21 protein-coding genes, 1 pseudogene and 1 riboswitch are annotated in these 22,553 nt (G+C 41.6%); of the genes and pseudogenes, 6 read left to right on the top strand and 16 right to left on the bottom strand.

Annotation, left to right across the window (positions count from 1 at the left end):
* Nucleotides 1–2 precede the first annotated feature (2 nt).
* On the top strand, nucleotides 3–278 hold the full coding sequence (locus BXY41_RS02315; RefSeq protein WP_104434148.1) for a hypothetical protein: 276 nt from the start codon (nucleotides 3–5) through the stop codon (nucleotides 276–278).
* 75 nt (nucleotides 279–353) lie between these two features.
* On the opposite strand, the gene BXY41_RS02310 is transcribed toward BXY41_RS02315, so the two are convergent.
* On the bottom strand, nucleotides 354–1,178 hold the full coding sequence (locus tag BXY41_RS02310) for a YitT family protein (RefSeq protein WP_170072156.1): 825 nt from the start codon (nucleotides 1,176–1,178) through the stop codon (nucleotides 354–356).
* 261 nt (nucleotides 1,179–1,439) lie between these two features.
* A complete protein-coding gene (gene hydE / locus BXY41_RS02305; RefSeq protein WP_104434144.1) occupies nucleotides 1,440–2,480 on the bottom strand; it encodes a [FeFe] hydrogenase H-cluster radical SAM maturase HydE in 1,041 nt (346 codons plus the stop codon).
* 303 nt (nucleotides 2,481–2,783) lie between these two features.
* Here hydE and BXY41_RS02300 point away from each other — a divergent pair, with 303 nt between their 5' ends.
* Nucleotides 2,784–4,922 (top strand): glycoside hydrolase family 88/105 protein, encoded by a 2,139-nt coding sequence (locus BXY41_RS02300; RefSeq protein ID WP_104434142.1) that lies wholly within the window; start codon nucleotides 2,784–2,786, stop codon nucleotides 4,920–4,922.
* Between the two features lie 34 nt (nucleotides 4,923–4,956).
* Here the strand turns inward: BXY41_RS02300 and BXY41_RS02295 are convergent, their stop codons facing one another.
* Nucleotides 4,957–5,583: a TetR/AcrR family transcriptional regulator gene (locus BXY41_RS02295; RefSeq protein ID WP_104434140.1), complete on the bottom strand. Its 627-nt coding sequence runs from the start codon at nucleotides 5,581–5,583 to the stop codon at nucleotides 4,957–4,959.
* A gap of 143 nt (nucleotides 5,584–5,726) precedes the next feature.
* On the opposite strand from BXY41_RS02295, the gene BXY41_RS02290 reads away from it, so the two are divergent.
* Nucleotides 5,727–6,197, top strand: coding sequence for a DUF6790 family protein (locus BXY41_RS02290; RefSeq protein WP_104434138.1), 471 nt, complete (start codon nucleotides 5,727–5,729; stop codon nucleotides 6,195–6,197).
* A 78-nt stretch (nucleotides 6,198–6,275) separates the two neighbouring features.
* Here BXY41_RS02290 and BXY41_RS02285 read toward each other — a convergent pair whose 3' ends face one another.
* The 5 genes from BXY41_RS02285 to BXY41_RS02265 all read right to left on the bottom strand — a co-directional run bounded on the left by BXY41_RS02285 (nucleotide 6,276) and on the right by BXY41_RS02265 (nucleotide 11,579).
* Nucleotides 6,276–7,133, bottom strand: a complete 858-nt coding sequence (locus BXY41_RS02285) for a metallophosphoesterase family protein (protein ID WP_170072154.1) — start codon at nucleotides 7,131–7,133, stop codon at nucleotides 6,276–6,278.
* Nucleotides 7,134–7,149: 16 nt separating this feature from the next.
* On the bottom strand, nucleotides 7,150–8,292 hold the full coding sequence (locus tag BXY41_RS02280) for an aldo/keto reductase (protein WP_104434134.1): 1,143 nt from the start codon (nucleotides 8,290–8,292) through the stop codon (nucleotides 7,150–7,152).
* A 96-nt stretch (nucleotides 8,293–8,388) separates the two neighbouring features.
* Nucleotides 8,389–9,288, bottom strand: a complete 900-nt coding sequence (locus BXY41_RS02275; RefSeq protein WP_104434132.1) for an AraC family transcriptional regulator — start codon at nucleotides 9,286–9,288, stop codon at nucleotides 8,389–8,391.
* A gap of 96 nt (nucleotides 9,289–9,384) precedes the next feature.
* Entirely contained in the window at nucleotides 9,385–10,839 is a 1,455-nt protein-coding gene (locus BXY41_RS02270) for a histidine kinase N-terminal 7TM domain-containing diguanylate cyclase (RefSeq protein ID WP_104434130.1), read from the bottom strand.
* A 191-nt stretch (nucleotides 10,840–11,030) separates the two neighbouring features.
* Nucleotides 11,031–11,579 (bottom strand): DUF4865 family protein, encoded by a 549-nt coding sequence (locus BXY41_RS02265; RefSeq protein WP_104434128.1) that lies wholly within the window; start codon nucleotides 11,577–11,579, stop codon nucleotides 11,031–11,033.
* A gap of 116 nt (nucleotides 11,580–11,695) precedes the next feature.
* Between BXY41_RS02265 and BXY41_RS02260 the strand changes: the two genes are divergently transcribed.
* Nucleotides 11,696–12,496, top strand: a complete 801-nt coding sequence (locus tag BXY41_RS02260; RefSeq protein WP_170072152.1) for a LysR family transcriptional regulator — start codon at nucleotides 11,696–11,698, stop codon at nucleotides 12,494–12,496.
* A gap of 18 nt (nucleotides 12,497–12,514) precedes the next feature.
* On the opposite strand, the gene BXY41_RS02255 is transcribed toward BXY41_RS02260, so the two are convergent.
* From BXY41_RS02255 to BXY41_RS02245, 3 genes are read right to left on the bottom strand one after another with little or no spacing between them, the layout of a single operon-like run.
* On the bottom strand, nucleotides 12,515–13,129 hold the full coding sequence (locus BXY41_RS02255) for a methyltransferase family protein (protein ID WP_104434124.1): 615 nt from the start codon (nucleotides 13,127–13,129) through the stop codon (nucleotides 12,515–12,517).
* Nucleotides 13,122–13,544 carry a hypothetical protein gene (locus BXY41_RS02250; protein ID WP_104434122.1) on the bottom strand — a complete coding sequence of 141 codons (423 nt, stop codon included), beginning with the start codon at nucleotides 13,542–13,544 and terminating at the stop codon, nucleotides 13,122–13,124. Before BXY41_RS02250 ends, BXY41_RS02255 begins: the two co-directional genes overlap by 8 nt.
* A 1-nt stretch (nucleotide 13,545) precedes the next feature.
* A complete protein-coding gene (locus tag BXY41_RS02245; protein ID WP_104434120.1) occupies nucleotides 13,546–13,983 on the bottom strand; it encodes a LytTR family DNA-binding domain-containing protein in 438 nt (145 codons plus the stop codon).
* Between the two features lie 136 nt (nucleotides 13,984–14,119).
* On the opposite strand from BXY41_RS02245, the gene BXY41_RS02240 reads away from it, so the two are divergent.
* Entirely contained in the window at nucleotides 14,120–14,848 is a 729-nt protein-coding gene (locus tag BXY41_RS02240; protein ID WP_242980016.1) for an alpha/beta fold hydrolase, read from the top strand.
* A gap of 38 nt (nucleotides 14,849–14,886) precedes the next feature.
* On the opposite strand, the gene xdhB is transcribed toward BXY41_RS02240, so the two are convergent.
* The 5 genes and pseudogenes from xdhB to BXY41_RS02215 all read right to left on the bottom strand — a co-directional run bounded on the left by xdhB (nucleotide 14,887) and on the right by BXY41_RS02215 (nucleotide 20,997).
* Nucleotides 14,887–17,214 (bottom strand): xanthine dehydrogenase molybdopterin binding subunit, encoded by a 2,328-nt coding sequence (gene xdhB / locus BXY41_RS02235; protein WP_170072150.1) that lies wholly within the window; start codon nucleotides 17,212–17,214, stop codon nucleotides 14,887–14,889.
* On the bottom strand, nucleotides 17,204–18,661 hold the full coding sequence (locus tag BXY41_RS02230) for a xanthine dehydrogenase small subunit (protein WP_104434114.1): 1,458 nt from the start codon (nucleotides 18,659–18,661) through the stop codon (nucleotides 17,204–17,206). The genes xdhB and BXY41_RS02230 overlap by 11 nt, the downstream gene beginning before the upstream one ends.
* Before the next feature lie 126 nt (nucleotides 18,662–18,787).
* A riboswitch (purine riboswitch) is annotated at nucleotides 18,788–18,891 on the bottom strand.
* Nucleotides 18,892–19,178: 287 nt separating this feature from the next.
* Nucleotides 19,179–19,292: pseudogene (locus BXY41_RS27410) on the bottom strand (rubredoxin-like domain-containing protein); the annotation flags it as partial.
* A 104-nt stretch (nucleotides 19,293–19,396) separates the two neighbouring features.
* Entirely contained in the window at nucleotides 19,397–20,074 is a 678-nt protein-coding gene (locus BXY41_RS02220; protein WP_104434110.1) for a hypothetical protein, read from the bottom strand.
* Nucleotides 20,071–20,997: a DMT family transporter gene (locus tag BXY41_RS02215; protein WP_104434108.1), complete on the bottom strand. Its 927-nt coding sequence runs from the start codon at nucleotides 20,995–20,997 to the stop codon at nucleotides 20,071–20,073. The genes BXY41_RS02220 and BXY41_RS02215 overlap by 4 nt, the downstream gene beginning before the upstream one ends.
* Before the next feature lie 121 nt (nucleotides 20,998–21,118).
* Here BXY41_RS02215 and pdxR point away from each other — a divergent pair, with 121 nt between their 5' ends.
* Nucleotides 21,119–22,510: a MocR-like pyridoxine biosynthesis transcription factor PdxR gene (gene pdxR / locus BXY41_RS02210; protein WP_104434106.1), complete on the top strand. Its 1,392-nt coding sequence runs from the start codon at nucleotides 21,119–21,121 to the stop codon at nucleotides 22,508–22,510.
* Nucleotides 22,511–22,553: the final 43 nt, after the last annotated feature.

Here is a 22,553-nt window from a genome sequence, read left to right as displayed (position 1 = left end):
CCATGGTAGATGCCTTATCCTACAATATAACAACAGACCGGATTCTGTTGGTTGATTCAAACAACAATTTCATCTATACCGGGAATCCCAATGATGAAGCAGACCAGATGCGTTTTGTTATTACCAGTGCCACAGAAATCATAGATGAGAATGGAAATCCCCTGACTCTTGATGATCTTAAACCTGGGAAAATGATCCGCGTTAAGCATGCTACTTTTCAGACCGCAAGCATACCTCCCCAGACTACTGCATTTGTTATTGAACTGCTGTCTACTTAAAAAGAGAGCTGCCGGCAATTTTTTAATCCACTTCAACAATGGAATGAAAAAACTGCCGGCAGCTCTTTATTTCATTTATTCTACATCAAATCCCCTGCCTATGATGTTGTTGCTTATGCTTGCGCAGATAAAGCTGTCATCATGAAAGGACTTTACAAATTCTTTGATTGCGATTAACTCCTGCTGATTTACCACCGCCTGAATCAGCATCTTCTTTTTTACATTGGAAGTATCCATACCCTGAATAAAGGTGGCTCCTCTGTTTAAATCATTGCGTATAAACTGTGTAATCTCTAAATACTGATCTGACATAATATTAACATTATAATATTTCTCAAATCCAATGATCAGCTTATCCGTTACCACGCTTTGAACGAAGGTACAGATAAGGGAATAAACGATCATAGTCATATCTCCATAGATAATAGAAGAGAAAATAACTACCGTATTAATAATTAAATAGTAGGATCCAATTGATAAACCCTTTTTTTCTTTCAGATACAATGCCACAATGGATTCTGGTCCGTTGGCTACTCTCTGTTTCATAATAATACCACCAGCAATTCCACCTACAACGCCGCCGCTGATGGCTGCAGCGATAGGATCTGTGAGAAACTGCGGCAGAAACCGGTTAACAATACCTACATAAAAAGTAAACATAAAATAACTGAATCCAGCATAAAAAATCTGTTTCTTACTATAGCTGAAAAATGCCCAGACAAATATGGGCAATGCCATAATAATCAAAAGCAGCTGTACATCGGCACCAGTCAGACGGTTAAATACCGTTGCCAGTCCCCCAAGTCCGGTAGCGACTAAATTGTTGGCGTTTAGAATCTGACAATATGCACATGCAGAGATAAACTGGCCTATTGCTATCCAAAAAAGCTTTTTCTTCATTGTTGCTCTCCTCATTCCAGTAGGTGATTTAATAGTTTTTGCGTTTTGTTATAATGCCTTTTCACCGACACCTATTATATAGATTTCACTCCTGTTAAGCAACAACATTAATTTGTTAATTTTTTGACTATTTTCTCTTTTTATATGCTTCTATCGATTTATTTTCCGAATATATCCTGCAAATACCCATCAATGTATCAAAACATCACAGCGCTATGGTGATATAAGTCCAGAAAATCAGCTCATCCAGTTAAAAGTTTGTTAAATCTCTACAAAGTCCCCTCTTTTTTCTACCACATTGTAACCAATTGAGGCAACACGGTTTCTCAGACAAACATTACACTCTGCTGCTTCTTCTCCCGTACAGATTTTATTATCATACAGCTCATACTTTTTTCTGACACCAATGGGAGATAAATTAGGCATTAAAACATTGGAGCCAGATAGAATTCCTTTCTCTCTTCCCTTGGGATCTATGGTTCCTAACGCAGTTGTAGCCGGTATTAAAGCATTGGGAAGCATAAGCCTGAGCATTCCAATGAGAAACAGGGTTAAATCCATGCTGCCAGCTGGAAAATCCTTAAACGGAGTTTCCTTATGTGGTATGAAAGGGCCGATTCCAACCATCTGCGGAGACAATTCTTTAATAAATGCAAGATCCTCTGCCAGACACTCAGGGGTCTGGTAAGGAGAGCCCACCATAAATCCGGTTCCTACCTGATACCCGATTTCCTTTAAATTTCTTAAACATTCCTTCCTGTTTTCAAGAGAAAGGGACTCTGGGTGAAGCTTTTTATAATGTTCTTCATTGGCAGTCTCATGGCGCAAAAGGAACCGGTTGGCACCAGCTTCGTAATACGCCTGATACTGATCGTAGCTTTTTTCCCCAATGGAAAGAGTAATGGCACAATCCGGATATCCTTCTCTCATGGCTTTTATAATATCAATCATAATTTCATCAGTAAATGCCGGATCTTCTCCGCCCTGAAGAACAAAGGTCCGGAAACCAAGCTCATAACCGTTCTGACAGCAGGAAAGAATCTCCTCTTTGCTCAGGCGGTAACGGCTGACGTTTTTATTGCCCCTTCTGATCCCGCAGTAGTAACAATCATTTTTACAGTAATTGGTAAATTCTATCAGTCCTCTGATATAAACTTCCTTTTGAAAATGCTCCTGGCTGGTTGTCTGCGCCAGGGAAAAAAGATATTCACTGGTATCTTTATCAAAATTTTCTATTAAATAAATGAACTCTTCTTTTTCCAGGTTGTGATTCTTATATAATTTATCAATCAGTTCTCTCATATGCCTCTGCTCCTTCTCCTGAAACGGCTACGCTTATCAGCGCCTTATGTCTTTATTCTAACATGTTTCCCCTTACCTGCAAAAATGAATTTTCTGGCAGTGCCATGTACATTCATAGTATATTGGTATGTTTATACTATCATTTTCCTGTGCTTTGGGGAAGTGGGTTTTATCTTCTTGACGAAAAACCATACATTCGCTAAAATTATATCATAAATGGACGTGTTTTTATGTAGGTTTTCACAAAAAAACCATTCATTTTGGCTCCTATCACTCTCAAATTAATACTTAAGGAGACTATTTATGAGATATTTTAATGAGGAAGACAGTGCTTATGCAGTTTATGGGGACAGGGACAAGGATGTAATTGCACTGCTTGCCAACCGCTTCATCGGGGAAAATCCCCAGGTACCTTATCAGTACCGGCTGGATTTTACAACCGGTATATTATGTGACACAAAGGGATGGTATTTGTTTGATTTTAACAATCGATTTCCCAATGCGCAGATTGGTGATATCTGCTATGGTGCAGGTGACCTTTACAGCCACGAACAGACTCCTTCCCGCTTTGAGGTTCGCTGTCAGGGGCCCGTTGTATGTTATGTAAACGGTGAAGAGGTATACCGATCCCAGCCTGGAGATGAGAGTTTTAAGACCTCTGCTTTTTTCTCCATTGCTCTTTTATCAGGTCTTAATCATTTTGTTCTTGTGACAGAAAAAACAGAAATCGGTTTTGGATTTACTCTGCGGAATGCAAAACCGCAATGGGAACCGCCTCATTTTCTCTCACCCATACCAGAACGAAAGGGGCAGGCAGGCTTTGTTTACAGTGAACCGGTTCAGTGGAATACGGATGGTTTAAAATCCATACTTTCCGGCTGCTATGATGATATTGCCTGGTATCCACGCAATGAGTATGATAAGACGCAGTCAGACTGCCCCATCACACGGATCTTTGGCTCCTCGAGCCAGGGAACCGCTGTTTTAAAAAGTGGATTTGTTCTTGATAAAGCAAAGACAGTCCATGTCGCAGGTAAAAGCAAGACCCAGACCAGGATTTTCATTGACGGTGAGTTAAGGGGAGAGTGGCAAAACGGAACCTGGGAATCAGAAATCATGTTTCATGGAGGCTCACATAACGTCCTTATATTGTGTGAAAAAAAGGCTGGTGAAGAGGCTGGATTCGATTTTCAGCTGGAGACTGACGGCAGTGCCATTCCTCTGAATGCAGGAGTGAAAGGGTACGAAGGCTCATGGCTTTATACCGGTATGTTTGGTGATCATATTCCGCCTGTCCCAGACCTTTTGTCTATGGAAAAGGTTTACGACGGAATAAATGGTACGTGCTATTGGAAGGCTGATCTGCCGGATTCATTTGTGAGAATATTTGCAGAAGAAGAATTATACGGAAAATGGACTTATCCCTGTGGAGTTACCTTATATGGTCTGTTAACGGCCAGCCGTTATCTTAACCGCACTGACTGGCAGGAATATGCTTTGGAATATGCCCGTATGACGGCTGCAGTCTATGATTATTCCGTATATGACAAATCCGTTTTTGGCTATCCTGGAGTTAATACACAGCTTTGCTGGTTAAGCGAGCTGGACGACTGTGGATCTTTTGGTTCCTTTCTGTTAGAAGCCTACAAATACCGGCCTGCCAGAGAGGCTGAAAAACTTGCTGATGTAATTGCTGATTTTATGAGAAACCATCAGAGAAGAGAACAGGACATGGTTTTTTCCAGAAATAACAATACCATGTGGATTGATGATATGTATATGAGTATCCCCTTCTTATGCCGGTACTATCAGCTCAGCGGAGACTCTGCATATCTGGATGATGCGTGCCGCCAGGCAAAGCTTTTTAAACAGTACTTTTTCATGACGGATAAAATGCTGATGTCCCATATCATTGATTTAAATTACGGTAAGATGAACCGGATTCCATGGAGCAGAGGAAACGGCTGGGTAGTTCTTGCCCTCTCCGAACTTCTTCTTATCCTGCCAAAGGAACATCCGGATTACGTTGCCGTCACTTCCTTCTTTCTTGAAATGACAGAAGGCATATTGCAGGTACAGGACGAAACAGGTATGTGGCATCAGATTCTTGATGATTTCACCACCTATGAAGAGGCTTCTTCCACCTCCATGTTCATCTGCGCCTTTTCAAGAGGTATTCGGCTTGGTATTATAAAAGATACTCTGAAAAACCGGTGCATTACTTCCATAGCAAAGGCATGGACTGGCATGAAAAAAACAGTAATTAACCGGAAGGGCGACTTATATGGTGTCTGCCGTGGATCTGACTGTTCTTACAGCCGGTCGTATTACCGCCAGCTGGGGTGGCGCTTTAACGATCCTCACGGAATTGGTATTGCAGTGCTTGCGGGAGTGGAGAAACTTCTGCTGGACGAATTCCTACAGAATCCTGCTATCTCTTAATCAAACAGGGCGCTCCTTTTGGAACGCCCTGTTTTCAAATACCGTCTTGTTTAATCAGATACTGATGAATGGCATCAACGCCTTCCCTTATAATTCTGGAATCATCAACTGGATTATCCTGAAAAACAATCTGATCGACTAAGGAGCTCATTATATTAACCACCACAATGGAAGCCGCCTCTAGATCCTTTACTCTCAGCATATCATGAAAGGCTTTTAAATAGTCCAGTGTCATTAGACGGACTGTCTCCTGCTGCTTTTCCATAACTGCACTCACCTCTGGCATGGAATGACTGAGGATTTTTAATTCTTTGTTGAATTCTTTTGATGCTCTGTGACTTTTTATCATTTCTTCCATAAATCCCGTAATCCAGAGCCGGGGATTTTCCCGGTACGATTCTAACTGAATATTCATAGATTCATGTATTTTTAAAAACGATTCATTATAACGATCTAATATTTCTACCAGTATCATATCTTTATCCCGATAATAAAAATAAAGACTTCCAATAGAGACTTTCGCCTCTTTGGCAATTTCGTTGGTTGTGGTCTTAAAATAACCTTTCTCACAAAAAAGCTGATAAGCCATATTTCTTATTTTTTCTTTTGTCTTAATACTGCGCGTCTGTTTTGGCTGCCGCGTTGCCTGATTTGATTTCATATTAACGCCTCCCCATGTTGAATATATAGAACCATAATCTGGTTGTCAATAAATATTGAGCAATTATTCAAATATAATTGACTTATTATGATCAAGGAGTATAATTTGAGTAAATGCTCAAATTATACTCAGGAGGTAATATTATGATTTTTTTAGTTATCTGGATTCTGGGCCTATTAGTTGGATTTATCACGGCAGTTATAAACCCGGCAATGCACACATTTTCTTCATTCTGCCAGAATCTGTTGTTTTACCAGCTTACAATTACGCTTACAATTTCCGGTGCTGTCAGCTTTATAGGCCATGTATTTCGGTCTGACATGGTAGCTGAGTCAATTGGCTGGGGCAAGGGAAGCCCCTTTCAGAAGGAACTGGGATTTGCAGAAGCAGGATTTGCTCTGGCTGGACTATTCTGTATTTTTTATCACCGGGAATTCTGGTTGGCTGCAATCGTGCTGGCATCTCCTTTATATCTGCTGGCTGGAATCAACCATATCTGGGAAGTTGTTAAAAAAAAGAACTATGCGCCACATAATACATGGACGATTCTGCCGGATCTGCTAATGCCAATATCATGGATACTTTTGTTTATATTTTCAGCCCCTAAAATATAATGGACACTAAAAAATAAAGGTGATATCTTTAGCTGCTAACCTGCTGCCAAAGATATCACCTTTATTTTTATATACTATTCATAATCCCAATTCAGCTGCTGCATCTTCCCAATACGTTTCTGGAAGCATGGACCAGATACCGCTCCCTCCGTCGTTCTCCCATTTTTTAAGTGCAGTTGTAAGGCAAAGCATGGACTGATCAATTCCTGTAATCAGTGTTTTCTCAACAATCCTCGTCCAGACCCTGGCCTTTTCATTTAAATGGCTTTCATATAGTTCCTTTACCGCCAAAGATTTATCGTAATTCAACTGAATCAGCTCCGGTTTCCATATTCCCTTATCTCCGTGAAGAATACAAAACTGCGCATCTCCGCCATAGTCCCAGGGAACACCTACAGACCCCGTATTGACGTGAGTCTTCCCTTTATATTGGAAGATCCCCTGCCTGTGAGTATGTCCGCAGATAATAAGATCTGCATCCAAATGGTTCAGCACTTCCTTTGCGCTTTCACTTCCCAGGTGGAACACACCCCTGGTATTTTCTAACGTTCCGTGGCAGTAATAAAAATCAGAATAACCTTCTGTCTTCATTTTTCCTGACAAATCCATACTTTCAAAAAATTCCAGATCTTCTATTGTCAGATGTTCGTAGGTATACAAAAGACTTCCGGAAGCAGAAGATGGAGAAACCCAGCCATCTTCTACCCCGTTTTTATGATTTAATAAATAATCCTCCCGGTTCCCCCGTATAAAAGTACAGGGATACCGGTCTCTGATATGGTAGATAAGCCCCATTGTCTTTTCCGGGTATGCACAGTCACTGACATAGTCTCCCAGAAACAGAAACTGATTCACCCCTCTTTTTACTGCTTCCTCGTAACATGCATGAAACCCATGATAATTACTGTGAATATCGGAAAATACCGCTAATTTCATCTGCCTCCTCCAACTTTTAGCCCAGCAAGACCCTGGCTTTCTCCATTCTTTCAACAATTGGCACCTCAAATGGGCAACGGGTTTCACATGCCTTGCATGCGATACAGTCAGAGGCATTGGATGAAAGATTTTCATAATGGGCACGTACTGTCCCAGGAACTTCTTCCTGCATGGCAGCCAGATCATACAGTTTATTTACCATGGCAATATCGATGTGGGCAGGGCAGGGTGCGCAATGACCACAATAAGTACACTGACCGGAATAGGCATGATGGGGAGCACTGGCAAGTACACTGGCATAATCCTTTTCCTGTTCTGTGGCAGTCTCGTAGGCAAGAGCCGCTTTTACTTCATCTGGTGTGCTTAATCCCACCATTATGGAAGCGACTGCCGGACGGGTGAGAGCATAATGAATGCACTGCACCGGAGTTAAAGCCACTCCAAAAGGAGAATTTTCTGCTGAAAACAGCCTGCCTCCCCCATATCCCTTCATTACTGTAATACCAACACCTTCCCTGTCACAAAGCTTATAAAGTTCAGCCCGCTCAGGAGCTATTCCATTTAAATCTTCCTGATAATCCTTCTGGAACAATTCAGTCATATCCTCTGTCGGCGGAAGCAGATCGAATGCCGGGTTTAAACTGAAAAGAATCATCTCAATCTCACCGCTTAAAGCAGCCAGTTTTGCAACAGCGGGATTGTGAGTACTCATACCGATATGGCGAATCACTCCTTTTTCTTTCAGCCCCCTGACGTATTCAATAAACTCCCCGTTCATAATATTATCAAACTCAGCTGACTCATCCACAAAGTGTATCATTCCAAGATCCATGTAATCCGTCTGGAAACGGGTCAGCAGATCTTCAAAGGCTTCCTTTACCTTATCCATATCACGGGTTCTGACATACTGTCCATTCTGCCAGGTAGCGCCTAAATGCCCCTGTATAATCCATTGATCTCTGCAGTCTTTAATCGCTTCCCCCAGATTGGTTCTCACATTTGGCTCTGACATCCAGCAGTCTAAAATATTGACTCCCTGTTCTTTGCAAAGCCTTACCACCTCTTTTACTTCATCATAATTTTTACGTTCCAGCCATTCGCCCCCCAGGCCGATTTCGCTGACCATTAGCCCCGTTTTACCCAGTTTTCGATACCTCATTTTACCCCTCCAAGTGTTTTTTAACATATATCCATTTGTTATCTGAAGTATAGCATATCTACCATATTTTATCCAGATTACCAGGGCAGCTTCCTGTCACATTTTCTTGCGTACTGTAACAGGTATCCAGAGTTCACAGAACAGTCCGGGAGCACCTTTCTCAAAATAAATTTCGAAATCCGTCTCATCCGTATGTTCATAACCGGACTGCGGGAGAAATTCTTTAAAAAATCTGCCCCACATCTCACTGATACAGCCTCCATCATCACCAAAACAGGAGAAAACTGCATACGTTGCAGGCCCGGTCTCCCAGATCCGATATCCCTGACTAAGTAACTCTTCCACTTTCTCAACCGGTGTATCCGCATCAAGGATTACTCCGATACCGTAGTCAAAAGTCCCTTCGTTTTCTCTGGTAGGGCTGCACAACCCGTAAATATCTCTTTTCCCTTCCTGCCCCAGCGCATAAAGCTCATCAAAAATCTTTTCCTTCCTGCACGCTGTCCAGAAATCAGGTATCTCATGATTTTCCCCGTCGTTTATTATCTCATTTTTAAATGCTTTCACTTTTGCAGCAAATCTCATATTCCCCGTATCCACAATTCTGTAATCCATATTTTTTCCACCTTCCAATGTGATTTTAATAACCAGGGCATTGAATAATGAAAGCCGGGTACCCCTTAACTTTGCCGCTTTCGGAGTCACTCCGTGAAATCTGGAAAATGCCTTTGCAAAGCTTTCCGGAGTTTCATATCCGTATTTATAGGCAGCATCAATCACCTTAATATCCGTCATCTGAAGCTCCTGGCCAGCCAGAGACAGCCTGCGGTTCCTTATGTACTCACTGGCTGTCATTCCTGCCATGAGACTAAAGGTTCTGTGAAAATTATAGCTGGACATATGGACCTCTCTGGCAACATCCTCATAGCTGATCTTCTCCAAAAGATGAGCCTCCATGTAGTCAAGCGCCGTTTGTAAAAGTTTCACCCATTCCATTATCTGCACCCCCTTGTCACATATCATTATAAGATTTCAGATTGTTTTTTTCCTGTCTTCAATTGCTGCATATTGTCTGAGGAAAATCATAAAACTTTAAAAGCAAATTCTGTCTCTTCCCCTCTCCTTTGCTTCGTAAAGCTTTTTGTCTGCCTGTATCAGTGCCTCAGAGACTGTCTCTGTTCCTAACACATATTCAGAAATTCCAGCTGAAAATGTGACCTTGCAGCTCTGTGTTCCCATATTGTTTTTCTGTCTTAAAGACTCCACCCGTTTATAAGCCTCTCCCAAACTGGTTTCTGCCAGAAATATGGCAAACTCTTCCCCTCCGTAACGGCAGGAAATATGGTCTGGAAAGGTATGCTGAATCAATATTCCAAAATCACTTAAAACCCGGTCTCCCTCAAAATGACCGAAGGTATCATTGATCACTTTAAAATGATCTAAGTCCATAATTATGAATACACCGTCTAAACGGGACTGCTCCACCTGTTCCATAAAATATCTGCGGTTATAAAGCCCGGTCAGAGAATCAATGGTCGCCAGAATCTCCAGCTGTTTTTTTGCATTTTCCGATTCTGTGATATCATTGGCAACATAAATGCAGACTCTGTGAGTTTTCATCGCAATTGCCTTAAAACTGTATTTCCTGCCACAAATTTCATGTACCGGATTTATCGAGTCCAGGTTATGGTCTTTTAACTCTTCAATCAATTCATAAGACTGTCCGATTTTCATTTTTGAGAGAGACGGGAAAAATTCTTTGGATACATTATTAAAACCTAACAGCATGCCATTGCTGTCGATTACAAGAACCGCTTCGTTAATGCTTTGGAATATCATTTCATAGGTAATTGGATTAAGAACCAGCATATCATATCTGAAAAGACCCACTGTAATGGAAATGCTCATAATGAAATAGGAAAATGGAGTCAGATCCAGATAAACAGGCCCCACCCCCAACATATAAAGCATCATCGTAATTACAGGTGCACTTACCCCTAATAACAGAAACAACACTTTATCCCTGTAACTGCCACTGGATCTTTTCAGTTTTATTATTAATACCGTTATGCTGTATAAAATGGAAATGCAGAGAACGAGCACCTGAATATAATACCAGATTCCCTTTTCCAGTACCAGTATGGGAAATCCAGGTGAATCGTCCACGCCTATGGATGAGTAATATAGAAAATGATAATTATTGGTATAAACAAGAATTAATGTAATGACATTAACCATCAGTATGAGGGTTACCACAAATCGATTGGCAAACTTTTTTTCTTCTGTATACTCCCTGGTAAACATCATAATTAAAAACGGATAAAATGACGCTCCAATATATTCAACACGAGTCCAGATATACATGGTTCCCACTGTATCTGACAACAGCTCAAATGCATACCCTACGCAGTGAAAAATCATTGCAGTCATTAAAAGACAAAAATAGAAAACACCAGGAATTTTTCTTCTGGCAAGACCATAAATAACAAAATTACCGATCAGTGCAGAAGAAATGATCAGTAATACGCTCAATGAAACATTATTCATATGTATAACTCCTCTCCCGCTTGTTATTTTAGATAATCAGCAGACAAATGTCAATGTCCTGCGGACAGGAATTAATAAAATGAAAGTGATCCACTCCTCCTTACTATCTGTAGCAGCAAAAAAATGCCAAAGCACTTATTAAGCAGAGTGTTTTGGCATTATAAGCAAACATATTGACTGAATGTGAGATCTTAGCGGCTCCTTCCCTCTGAAATATGAAGAATCTGATAAATTCTGCAGCCTTCCTGGATTTGAGGGCGTTCTTTCATAAATAAAAATACACTATATTTCCATTTATCAGGATTATAGATACATACCTGCCCGGTGATTTCCTCTTTGCTTTCTGTCATCAGCCTGATTTTCCGGGGAACATTACTTAAGGATAATTCCGGAGAGATACTGCCGGTTATTTCCATTACATAGCGGGAATTCAGAAACTGATTATCAAATTCGGCAAACAGAGGTACGCCAATATTAACTTGCTGCCAGCCAAAGGATTTGATGATTTGATCATAATATCCGCCAAAGAGAAATTGATTCATGCCCTCTTCCTGATCCCATAAATAAAGAGGCGCATATGCCTGTTCAAAACCATCCATCCCTTTTTCACGTATCAGATAGCATTTATATTTCAATCCCGGAAAGCCATCCGTTTTATTTCCGTTTTCCTTCACCCGTTTTCTGATAATATCCATATCGTAATCACCTGGAAGTGTTATTACATACTGCATTCCTGTCATTTTAAATCTCCCTCCTTTTATTTTCTATAACTTCATTTTACATTACTATTTCATAATAGTATAATAATTAATAATGAATTCAAACATCATTCATAATGATGGATAGGAGAGAAAATATGGAAATAAATGACATCACTATCTTTATGGAGTTATACAGAAACAGATCCATAACGAAAACAGCAGAACTCCTGAACTATACCCAGTCCAATGTGTCCGCCCGTCTTATGAAACTTGAGAAAGAATTTCATGGTACTTTTTTTCTCCGTACCAGATCAGGGCTTAAAATACTTCCTGAAGGAGAACGTTTTTATCAATATGCCGTTATAATGGAAGATACACTTAAAAAACTGTACCAGGAATTTCAGACGGAAAGCCAGGAAATCCGTGTAGGCTCAACACAGCTTCTTTCCAGGCTCTACTTCCCATGGCTATTTGAAAAAAGCAGTTATTTTACCATGCATACTGATGCTGTAAAAAAATTAAACCGTAACTTTAACAGTCAGATTTATGATATAGTCATCACTCACATGCCCCAGTCTCCGGATACTGGAATTTTTCAGATTCAATACCCGGAAGTCCTTTTATGGGCTGCCTCCTCCAGCCTGGATTGGAACCAGGAAGAAGTTTTGCCGGTCATAGTCAGCCGGGATAAGCTATGCCCACTTCGCCATTTAACCTTGCAGACCCTGAGTCAGGGAAAAATTCAATTGTCTTTGATTGAAGTGGACACCCTGGATTTAATGATTACTCTGCTGTCAGCCAACCGGGCTATTGCATTGTTGCCTGAAAAATTAATAAAGCAAGAGAGGCGGTTAAAAGTACTTCCATCTCTTTCACCAGTTACACTTCCGGTGTATGGGTATTGCAGAAAAAAGACGGAAGCTGATCTTTTAAATCAACTATTTCAAGAAACTTAGGTACTAAATAGAAACAGTCTACCACACATAAGGAATCAACCGATAGGTGTGTTTTTCATATTCCTTATATTCGTTTCCAAAATGGCTTCTTAAAACCTCCTCTTCCACGGAAATCCTGGCTGAATAGCTTATTATGGAACCTGTCAATACCATAGCCAATGCAATCGCACCCCTAAGTCCAAGCGCTGTCCCAGCCAGACTGCAGATACTTCCTGTATATGCCGGATTTCTAACTTTTTTGTAGATGCCAGTAGTGATAAGATGCTGCTCTTTGGAAGTCTGCACTGTTAAAGTAAACGATCTCTTTAACGTTAATACCGCCCATAAACGGATCAGAATTCCAGCCAGCATTAAAATAATTCCAGGGCAGGTGAACACCACTGGCAATTTAGTATTGAGAATGGAGTCCCAGCCTTTCTGTCCAACCATAAAGAAACTCAAATAAATACATACATAAAAATTAATAATCAGCAGCCATTTGGTTCCTTTATCCCGCTTATTGGTTTTATCTGTCTCCCGGTCTTTTGGATGTGTATAGATAACGATAAAGGCTTCTGCCGCTATCATAAGTAATAAAGCAATATGATACATAAAAAATGATGCCGAATCAGGAAATTTCGATCTATCACACATTCCTGTCTCTCCAATCTTCCAATAATCGGTTTATTTCCTCTGCGCTGCTTTTTTCCATATAGTAAAAATATAAATGATTCGCTGCCATTACAAAAAAATACACGATGGAACACAGTATAATGGAGCCTGTATTAATGCCAATCCATTTAAAATTCACTGCAAAGAACAGGTTAACTGGATACAGCAATGCTGCTTCTGCAATAAAATGTCCCAGATACGTCTTAAAATTAATTCTCCCTATCAGTTCATCTAAAATGCAGGTAAGAACTAAATACCCCGCCACTTCAAAGGCAAACCCAATAAAGAGGTTTTTTCTACCCTCAGTAACTAAATTAATCATACCTGCCAGCAATATTATGACCGTAAAGCACATTGAAATCGCAGGTATATATGTTTTCAAAATCTTATGCACCATATTATCTCCTTATCTTTTCTTTTAAGTCTGTTATATATTTTCTTGAAACAAGAAGATGCTCTCCGTTATTAAGTTCTACCATAAGTCTGTGATTTGGATAGGATTTCACACTGTTGACAGCAGTAATATTTAGTAATTGCGATTTAGAAATTCGGACAATCGTTGTTTCCTCCAGCTCCGACTCCATTCCCTGAATGGTCTTTCTTGTCTCATAAATATTCCTGTCTGAATAGATAAATGTTTTCCTGTCTATTGTTTCGATGTAACAAACCTGATCCAAAGGAATCTGATAAACCTTATCTTCTTTAAAACCTTCCAGCGTAAAATTATATTGCCTGATGTGCTGGACCAGCCTTGTAATCCGTTCCGTCATATTTGGATATCTGATTTCTATCTCTGTTTCCTGTAACTCTTTTCTATGCTGCAGCAATAATCTCAATGGAACACCTCCTGACACGATAAATATAAATCATTCGATCTGTTTACTCAAGTAAATCTGTTTTAAATGCCCTGTTGAAGGTATATAATACCTGTAACGTGTTTCATTACTTATTTCATTGAAAGGATTGATGTTTATGAAAAGGTTGTTTAAAAAAACGGCAGCAGTCTTCCTGACAACCATGATCCTCTTTATCACTGCATTTTTTATTTATACATCCATCTACTATAAAGCAGAAGACGTTGCTGTAAACGCATTGAATCAGGACATAAAAAGCGGACGTGCAAAAGAGGAAAGCCAGTATATCCTTTTACCTTCCAAAACCCAGACCGATACGGCCCTTATTTTTTATCCAGGGGGAAAAGTGGAAGCGGCGGCTTACTATCCGCTTCTGTCAAAAATCTCCGACCAGGGAATCACCTGTATCCTTGTTAAAATGCCATTTCATCTTGCTGTATTTAACCCCGCCGCCGCAGATAAAATCATGAAGGAGATACCGGATATAAAAAACTGGTATATTGGCGGACATTCTCTGGGTGGAGCCATGGCAAGCAGTTACATGGCATCTCACCCTGACTCCTTGAATGGACTGATCCTTCTTGGCGCCTATCCTTATGGAGATATTGACACACAAAAGGCGCTTGTGCTGTATGGAACTATGGATGGTGTGTTAAGCCGGGAAAAAATAAAAGGAGCTGCAGATGTGATACCCATAGAGGGGGGAAATCACGCTGGCTTTGGAAATTATGGAAGTCAGAAAGGGGATGGTATTGCTTTGATTTCTGAAGAAGATCAGCAGGAAATATCTACTGACGCGATTCTTAAATTCATTACTCAAAAACAAAAGGAGAAAAGCGGTCAATAAGCTTCTCTCCTTTTCTCTATAATCCAATCGTTATCGGATCACTGTTCTTTATTCCTTTTTATCACTCTCCAGATTTTCTCCGGAGTTGCCGGAATGCTTAATTCATCCGGATAAATTCCCAGAGAACTAAGAGCATTTGTAATAGCAAAAAATACGGATTCTCCATAGATAAACGGCGGTTCTCCAATGGCCTTTGACCGCTTAATGCCAAGTTCATTCATGCAGCCTTCCATCAGTTCAATATGAAATTCCTCCGGAATATCGCCGATGGTTGGAATCTTATAGGTTGCCGGTGAACTGCTTAGAAGTCTTCCTTTGTCCTGATACACCAGTTCTTCCGTTGTAACCCAGCCCACGCCCTGGATAAAAGCACCCTGAATCTGACCGATATCCACCATCGGGTTAATGCTGCTTGCGCAGTCGTGAAGGATATGGGCTGAATCAAGGGTAGTGCGGCCGGTAAGCAAATCAACGGTTACTTCTGTGACTGCAGCGCCAAATACATAATATAAAAATGGATGCCCTTCTCCTTTGTCCCTGTCAAAGTAGATACCAGGAGTTGCATAATACCCATGATCGCATAAATCAATCCGCTCAAAATATGCTTTTTGTACCAGCTCCTTAAATGAAATAAGAGGATTCTCATAATCTGTTTTCCCCTCATGCACCCCATAGACATAGCCGTTCTCAAATACTCCGTCTTCTCCGGGATATAACTTTGATACCAGTTCTTTAAGCCTTCCAAGGATTTTAAGCGCGGCATTCTCCACCGCATGCCCGTTTAAATCACATCCGGAAGACGCAGCAGTTGCCGAAGTGTTGGCGACTCGTTTGGTATTATTGCTTTCAATTCTGATTGTTCCAATGGGAACCCCCAGGGTAGTTGCCGCAATCTGGGCGATCTTTGTGTTAACTTCCTGGCCCATCTCAATGGCTCCGTGGGTGACGGAAACTGATCCATCTGTATATACCTGAATCAGGGCACTTCCCTGGTTTAAATGGGCTGCCGTAAAGGAAATGCCAAACTTCACCGGAGTGATCCCAAGTCCTTTTTTCGCAAACCGGTTTTTCTGATTGAACGCAGCAATCTCTTTTTTCCGTTCATCCCACCGGCTGTCAGCTCTCAGTTTTTCTAAGATTCTTCCAATGTCTTCCCCATGATGGATTTCCTGCCCGTAAGGAGCCAGATCTCCTTTGTGGTACATGTTCTTCATTCTCACATCATATGGATCCAGTCCCAGGGTATATGCAATTCTCTCAATAACACTTTCAATTGCGAAAATTCCCTGAGGTCCGCCAAATCCCCGAAATGCAGTAGCGGGGTGTAAGTTTGTCTTACAGGGTCTGCCGATAATTTTAATATTTTCAATGTGATAACTGTTTTCAGCATGGAGCATTGCCCGCTCCAAAACGGAGGTGCTCACATCGGCAACCGCCCCACAGTTGGAATTAAGTTCTACGGAATATGCAAGAATCTTTCCTTCCTTATCAAATGCAACCCGATAATCGCTTTCAAAAGCATGGCGCTTTCCAGTTGAGAGCATATCCTCATCTCTGGTCAGGCGTATCAGAGCAGGCTGCCCTGTATGATAGGCTGTAAGAGCGGCAAGGCAGGCCCAGGAGGTTGCCTGGGATTCCTTTCCACCGAATCCTCCGCCCAGTCTTTTAATGTCAACTGTAACCATATTCTGAGGCAGCCCCAGAACTCCCGATGCCATCTTCTGAATCTCATTGGGATTTTGAGAAGAGGAATACAGGGTAATGCCGCCGTTGTCTTCCGGCACAGCGAGGGCACTCTGGGTTTCCAGATAAAAATGTTCCTGTCCGTCGTTTCTGATTACACCCTCCATATAACAGGGGCAGTCAGCAAATACTGACTCCACATCACCACGTTCTATTTTCCGCACAGGACCCACATACTGATCTCTTTTTATGGCTTCCCTTACAGTCAGCACAGGTGTCTCTTCTTCTACCTCAAACAGGATCTGTTCCATGGCTGCTTCCGCTTCCCTTATGCTTTCTGCAGCAATGACTGCAACAGGTTCACCCACAAACTGTACATGCCCCTGAGCCAGACATACCTCATCTTTAATGATTCCACCGATCTGGTTCTCACCCGGAATATCCTCTGCAGTCAGAACAGCAGCCACCCCTGGCATCTCACTGGCCTTTTGTGTATCCAGTTTAACAATCCGTCCGTTTGCAAATGGACTAACCATGACTTTTACATAGAGCAGGTTTCCGGGTTTCGGAATATCATCAATAAACTGGGAACGGCCCATTACGTGATCACGTCCGCTTACGTGTAACGGTGATGTTCCTGCCTGCCCCCACTGATTGTTTTGTCTTATCTGTTCATTCTTCATGACACTCTGCCTCCTGACTGCTTTCATAAGCCAGATAATGTTTCATTAAAAGATTCTCCATTACAGCTTCCCGGTAATCTGCACTCCCTCTCACATCGCCGATGGGTGATGCCTCTCCGCTGATTATGTCATAAGCCCCTAAAAAAGTTTCCTCTGTCATAGGCTTCCCTTCCAGGTAATGAGAGGTTTTTGGCATATAAAGTGTAGTAGGGCCTACACCTCCGCAGGCTATGGATGCCTTTTTAATCATGCCCTCTGATATCTGTAAGGCTATGGCTGAATTAACTGCGGATATGTCCACTTCTTTTCTCTTGCTGACCTTTTCAAAGTGGATAAAATCATACTCTCCCACCGGAATGGAAATAGAAGCAACCCACTCATCTGATTTGTTCTCTGTCTGTTTATAACCATGATAAAACTCCCGGACAGGAACGTTTCTTGTTCCGTTACAGCCGTTTAAATGTACGACTGCATTTACTGCCATCAAAAGAGGTACGGTATCTGCTACTGGCGAGGCATTAACAAGATTACCTGCCAGGGTCGCTGACGATCTTACCTGCTCCGAACACATGCCTGAAACCACATCCGAAAACTGTGGAAAAAATGGATTCACCCGATCAATAATATCCGACAATGTGACTCCGCCTCCAATGGTCAGCTGATTATCCCTGTATGAAATATTTTGCAAAGATGATATTCTGCTGATATCTACAAGAAGTCTGTAATGCTGGTTTCTTTTCTTGATTCCCACTACTACATCGCTTCCGCCATTTAAAAATCTTAAATTCTGTCCGGAAACAAGCTCTTCGTGGTCTCTTATAAAAGCTTCCAGGTGATCTTCTGAAACAGGGGAATAATACGCATGAGCCCCATCATCAATAAAAATGTCTTCATGGACAAAAGCCAGCTGTTTTTCTTCTGTCTCCTCCAGATAAGAGGGACGGATTTCTTCAGAATCAATGATTAAATCCTTTAAGTATTCCGGCACTTTCCGAATGGATGCATATCCCGTGCACCGGCAGAGATTTCCCTCTAAATATCTGCGGAATTCTTCTCTTCCGGGATTCGGTCTCTCCAGATACAGAGCCAGTATAGACAAAATTACGCCTGGTGTACAAAATCCGCACTGGGTTGCATGTGCATTTAAAACAGCTTCCTGTATGGGATGAAGCTTTTCTTTTTGTGCAAGCCCCTCAATGGTAATGAGATGTTTCCCCTCCAGCTTTGCTGCCAGATACAAACAGCCCGCAACGGACTTATAATGTACCTTTCCTTCTCTTACTTCCCCGATCACTACCGTGCATGCTCCGCAGTCCCCCTCTCCGCAGCCTTCCTTGATTCCATTTAACTGAAACCGGCTTCGAAGAAGCTCCAAAACTGTTGTTTCCCCATTGACGGAAATCTCTTTCAATTTCCCATTCAGAAAGAAGCGAATCGTCTTTTTCATACCTTTCCTTACTCCTTTTCATTCCTGTTTTTGCCGCTGGTCTGCATGCATTTCTTCGGGCAATTGGATAAAAAAAAGCCCCAGGCACACGAAACACACACAAAACAACTGCTTCCTTTGAAGCGGCAGTTCAGTCTGTGCTCATGTAGCCTAGGGCAATTTAAGGTCGCCTGGTCGAGACGCTCAAACCATATTAATGAGCTTATACAAGAAGCAGTCCATATTCAAATACTTCTTTGTATCTTTACAAATAATTATAACGGATTATACCAGATAGTCAATAAATTTTTTCTGATTTCTAGTATTTTCCTAACTTCATATGACCTGCAAGCTCTGTTTTGGATCTCTGCTTAATAACCCATGCTTCATCCTTGGCCTGTGTGAATGCTGATACACATTTGGGATCTAAGTTATCCTCAATACCTTCTTTGCATAATGCGATCATCTTCTCTGCTAATGTGATCACTTCCATGTGAATGGCGTTGGTACGATCAGAACGGTATATTTTTTCAGCATCTTCTTCACTGAGTTCTTCAAACTTCTCTGCTCCCACTTTACATTTCGGGCAAACTTCCGGAGCGGTCTCTCCTTCATGAACATAGCCGCATACAGTACATTTAAATAATTTCATATAACATGCCTCCTAAATAATTATTTTTATCAATACTCAAAAATTACTATTAGTATCTCTCATACAATCTCATTTGTCAACCAATGAGATTTTTTTCACATTTATTAACGACTCATAACTGTCAGAACCTGCAGTATCTCCGTTTTCGAACCCGGCGCAAACGCACGGATTCTCTCTTCCAGTCTTATCAGCGCAGTCTTTACTTTAAAGGCATCAATCCCCGGAGGCGCATAGATTGTAAACAGAACGTCCCTTGTATCCGGAGTTAATCTGGTATCATAGTCCGGCCCTTTTAAAATACTGGAAAACACTCTGGTGCTGTCACTCATTATCATATCACCTGCTGCTGCGGTCAATTCTCTTCCGGAAATAGACTGGTAGCATTCAGTTCCTGCTGCAAGATTTAAGTGAAGTGGTAGCTTCAGCTTGTTTAAATCATGACCGGCAGTCAGCAGCATACTTTCCAGCTCATTAAAAAACATGGACTGAAGCAAAGGTGATTTATAAACGCATGTTTTTTCCCCTTTTAGCATGGAATCAAGCTGTGCCAGCAGATGATAGCTTTGTCCAAACCTTTTGTAATAGGCTGCGTAGGCATCAACAGGACTTTGTTTTTTTAATTCTTTTCTGGTAACCCCCTCATATTTCTTCCTCAGCGCATTTAAAAATGCGGCCTCATCTTCTTTTTTGCATTCTGCTTTTTGTGTAATTCCTTTTACAATCAGGACTCCTAAATGAGTGCCAGGATAAATTTTTTCTACGCTTTCTTCAAATATAATCATAATTGCCTCCTTTTTTGTGACTGCCGTCCGATTAAAAGCATGCTTAAAATAATAAAACCTCCCCCAGCCCATTGATTCAGACCAATTGGTTCTTTCAGGAAAAACAGTGACAGCAGCATGGAGGTCAGGGGAATCATACCTGAAAATGCAGCTGTCGTATATGCATCCGTGCGCCTGACTCCCTCAAAGAAGAATATAAAAGCCAAGGCAGTAACCACCAGACCGTACCAGCCAAGTGCCAGCCATTCCTTCCAGCCAATGTCAGAAAGTAACGCTACAGGCATCTTATAAAAACCAGGGATCAGAGATAATAAAAAGGCAATTAATGATACCAGATACATTTGTATCATAGGCGGAACCAAACGTAATTCTGTATCATTACCCTCTTCCCTGTATTTTCTTGAGATAATATTGAATGTTGATTCACTTGCCGCAGCACAGAGAACCAGTAAATTTCCAGCGGCATGGCTTATAGAAAATACAGCTAAATTCTGTGGACTATTCTGTATCAGTATAATTCCCAACACGCTGCTGGCAATGCCAGATACAGTCCAGCTATGGCAGGTTTCTTTTAATACCAGAAATGCCAGAATAGAGGTAATCGCTGGTGTTGTACCAGTTAAGATACCGGCTTCCACAGTGCTTGTCAGACCCACGCCTGTCAAAAGGAACAGGCGGAATAAAACAATCCCAAAGCCCGCCTGCAACGTAAAAACTGCCAGATCCCTTTTCTTTAGGCGGGCAGCCGTACGAATAGACCTGACTCCATAAAAAGGGAACAGACATATAAGCATAATCCCTAAGCTGATCGGTGTTATCACGCGTCCATTCAGACTTTCCGTAAGCACTGATCCAGTAACAACGGAAGTCCCGGCTAAGGAAAATCCAAGCATTAAATAAATTTTTCCAGAAATATTTTTCATCTCTTCCCTTTCACACAGCATTGCAATACAGCAGATATTTGCTATAATGATATCGTAAGGAACTGGCTATGGTAAGAGCCAGTTAAGACTTATTTTCAATGGTCCAGTGAAAGGAAATATTATGTGGGGAATTGAATTATGCACCAACAGCGAAATTAGTCTGGCACGCCAGATTTTCCTTTCCCTCCGGAAACGGATTTTAACAGGAGAGATTGTTCCAGGCGAACCACTTCCCTCCACCAGGGAACTTGCAAAAGGGTTGGGAACCTCACGCAATACTGTATGTGAAGCCTATGACATGCTGTTGACAGAGGGGTTCATTATCAGCCGGCAGGGTGCTCCATCAAGGGTGTCAGAAGGGCTGCATATGATACCAGGAAGTCCAGAAAGCACCCAGATTACAGAAAAAAGCGAGCCGGTGATTCGTTGGAATTTTAAAACCGGACAGCCGGATCTGTCACTTTTTCCGTGTTCTTCCTGGAGCCAGATGATTCACAAAGCATTGAATAGTCTTTCTGTGCATCAGCTGGAATACAGCGGTCCAAAAGGATATGAACCTTTATGTATCGAGATATCCAGGTGGCTGATGCGCAGCAGAAGCATGGAGGTTGATCCGGAAGATCTGTTTATTACCTCAGGAGCAACCCAGGCATTCTATTTGCTGGTGGATATTTTATATAAAAAAGGACGGCCTTTTGCGTTAGAGAATCCTTCCCACCCAGGGATTCGTACTGTCATAAATGACCGGAATTATCCTCTGTGCTACATGCCTGTTGACCGGCAGGGTGCCGATGAATCATGGATTAAAACAATGGATTTATCTGCCGTATATGTTACTCCTTCCCACCAGTTTCCCTTAGGCAGTATTCTGCCTGCTGCACGCCGCACAGCCCTTATTCGGTTGGCAGCAGAAAAAGATTACTATATTATTGAGGATGATTACGACAGTGAATACCGCTATAGCGGTTCACCGGTAACCCCTCTTTACTCCATGGATCCCTCCAGGGTCATCTATGTGGGAACCTTTAGCAAAACTCTGTTTCCTGCCCTGAGAATCGGATTTGCAGTGATTCCTAAAGTGCTGCAGGAAAAATGGAGGCATTACCGGAATTATCTGGATGTTCAGAATCCCGTTTTAGAGCAGATCGCTCTTACGGAATTTTTAAAGAGCAGGAAAATGGATCATCACATTGGGCGTATGCGCAAAGTGTATGCAAAGAAGCGCGAAACCCTTCTGACAGCGGCGAAGGAGGCATTTGGCAATAAGGTTAATTCCTGGGGCGATGAATCGGGACTTCATGTGGCTCTCGAATTTCCGGATATGAATTTTGGAAATGATTTTGTTTCAGACTGCAAAAAAAACGGCATTCAAATACAGACTGTCTCCCAGTACTGCAATGATGAAAATTTACATACAAATAAATTATTATTGGGCTACGGTCATTTAAGTGAAAAGGAAATACTGGATGGCGTAGCGGCATTGAAATCGTTGATGGGAAAGGGATCGAAATAAAGGGAACGTATTAAATCAGACCGGAGAAAAGACAGCCAATGTC

The organism is Lacrimispora xylanisolvens (assembly GCF_002934545.1).
Lineage (GTDB): Bacteria > Bacillota > Clostridia > Lachnospirales > Lachnospiraceae > Lacrimispora > Lacrimispora xylanisolvens.
The sequence above is the reverse complement of the archived record's forward strand: the minus strand, read 5'-3'. Positions and strand labels throughout refer to the sequence as shown.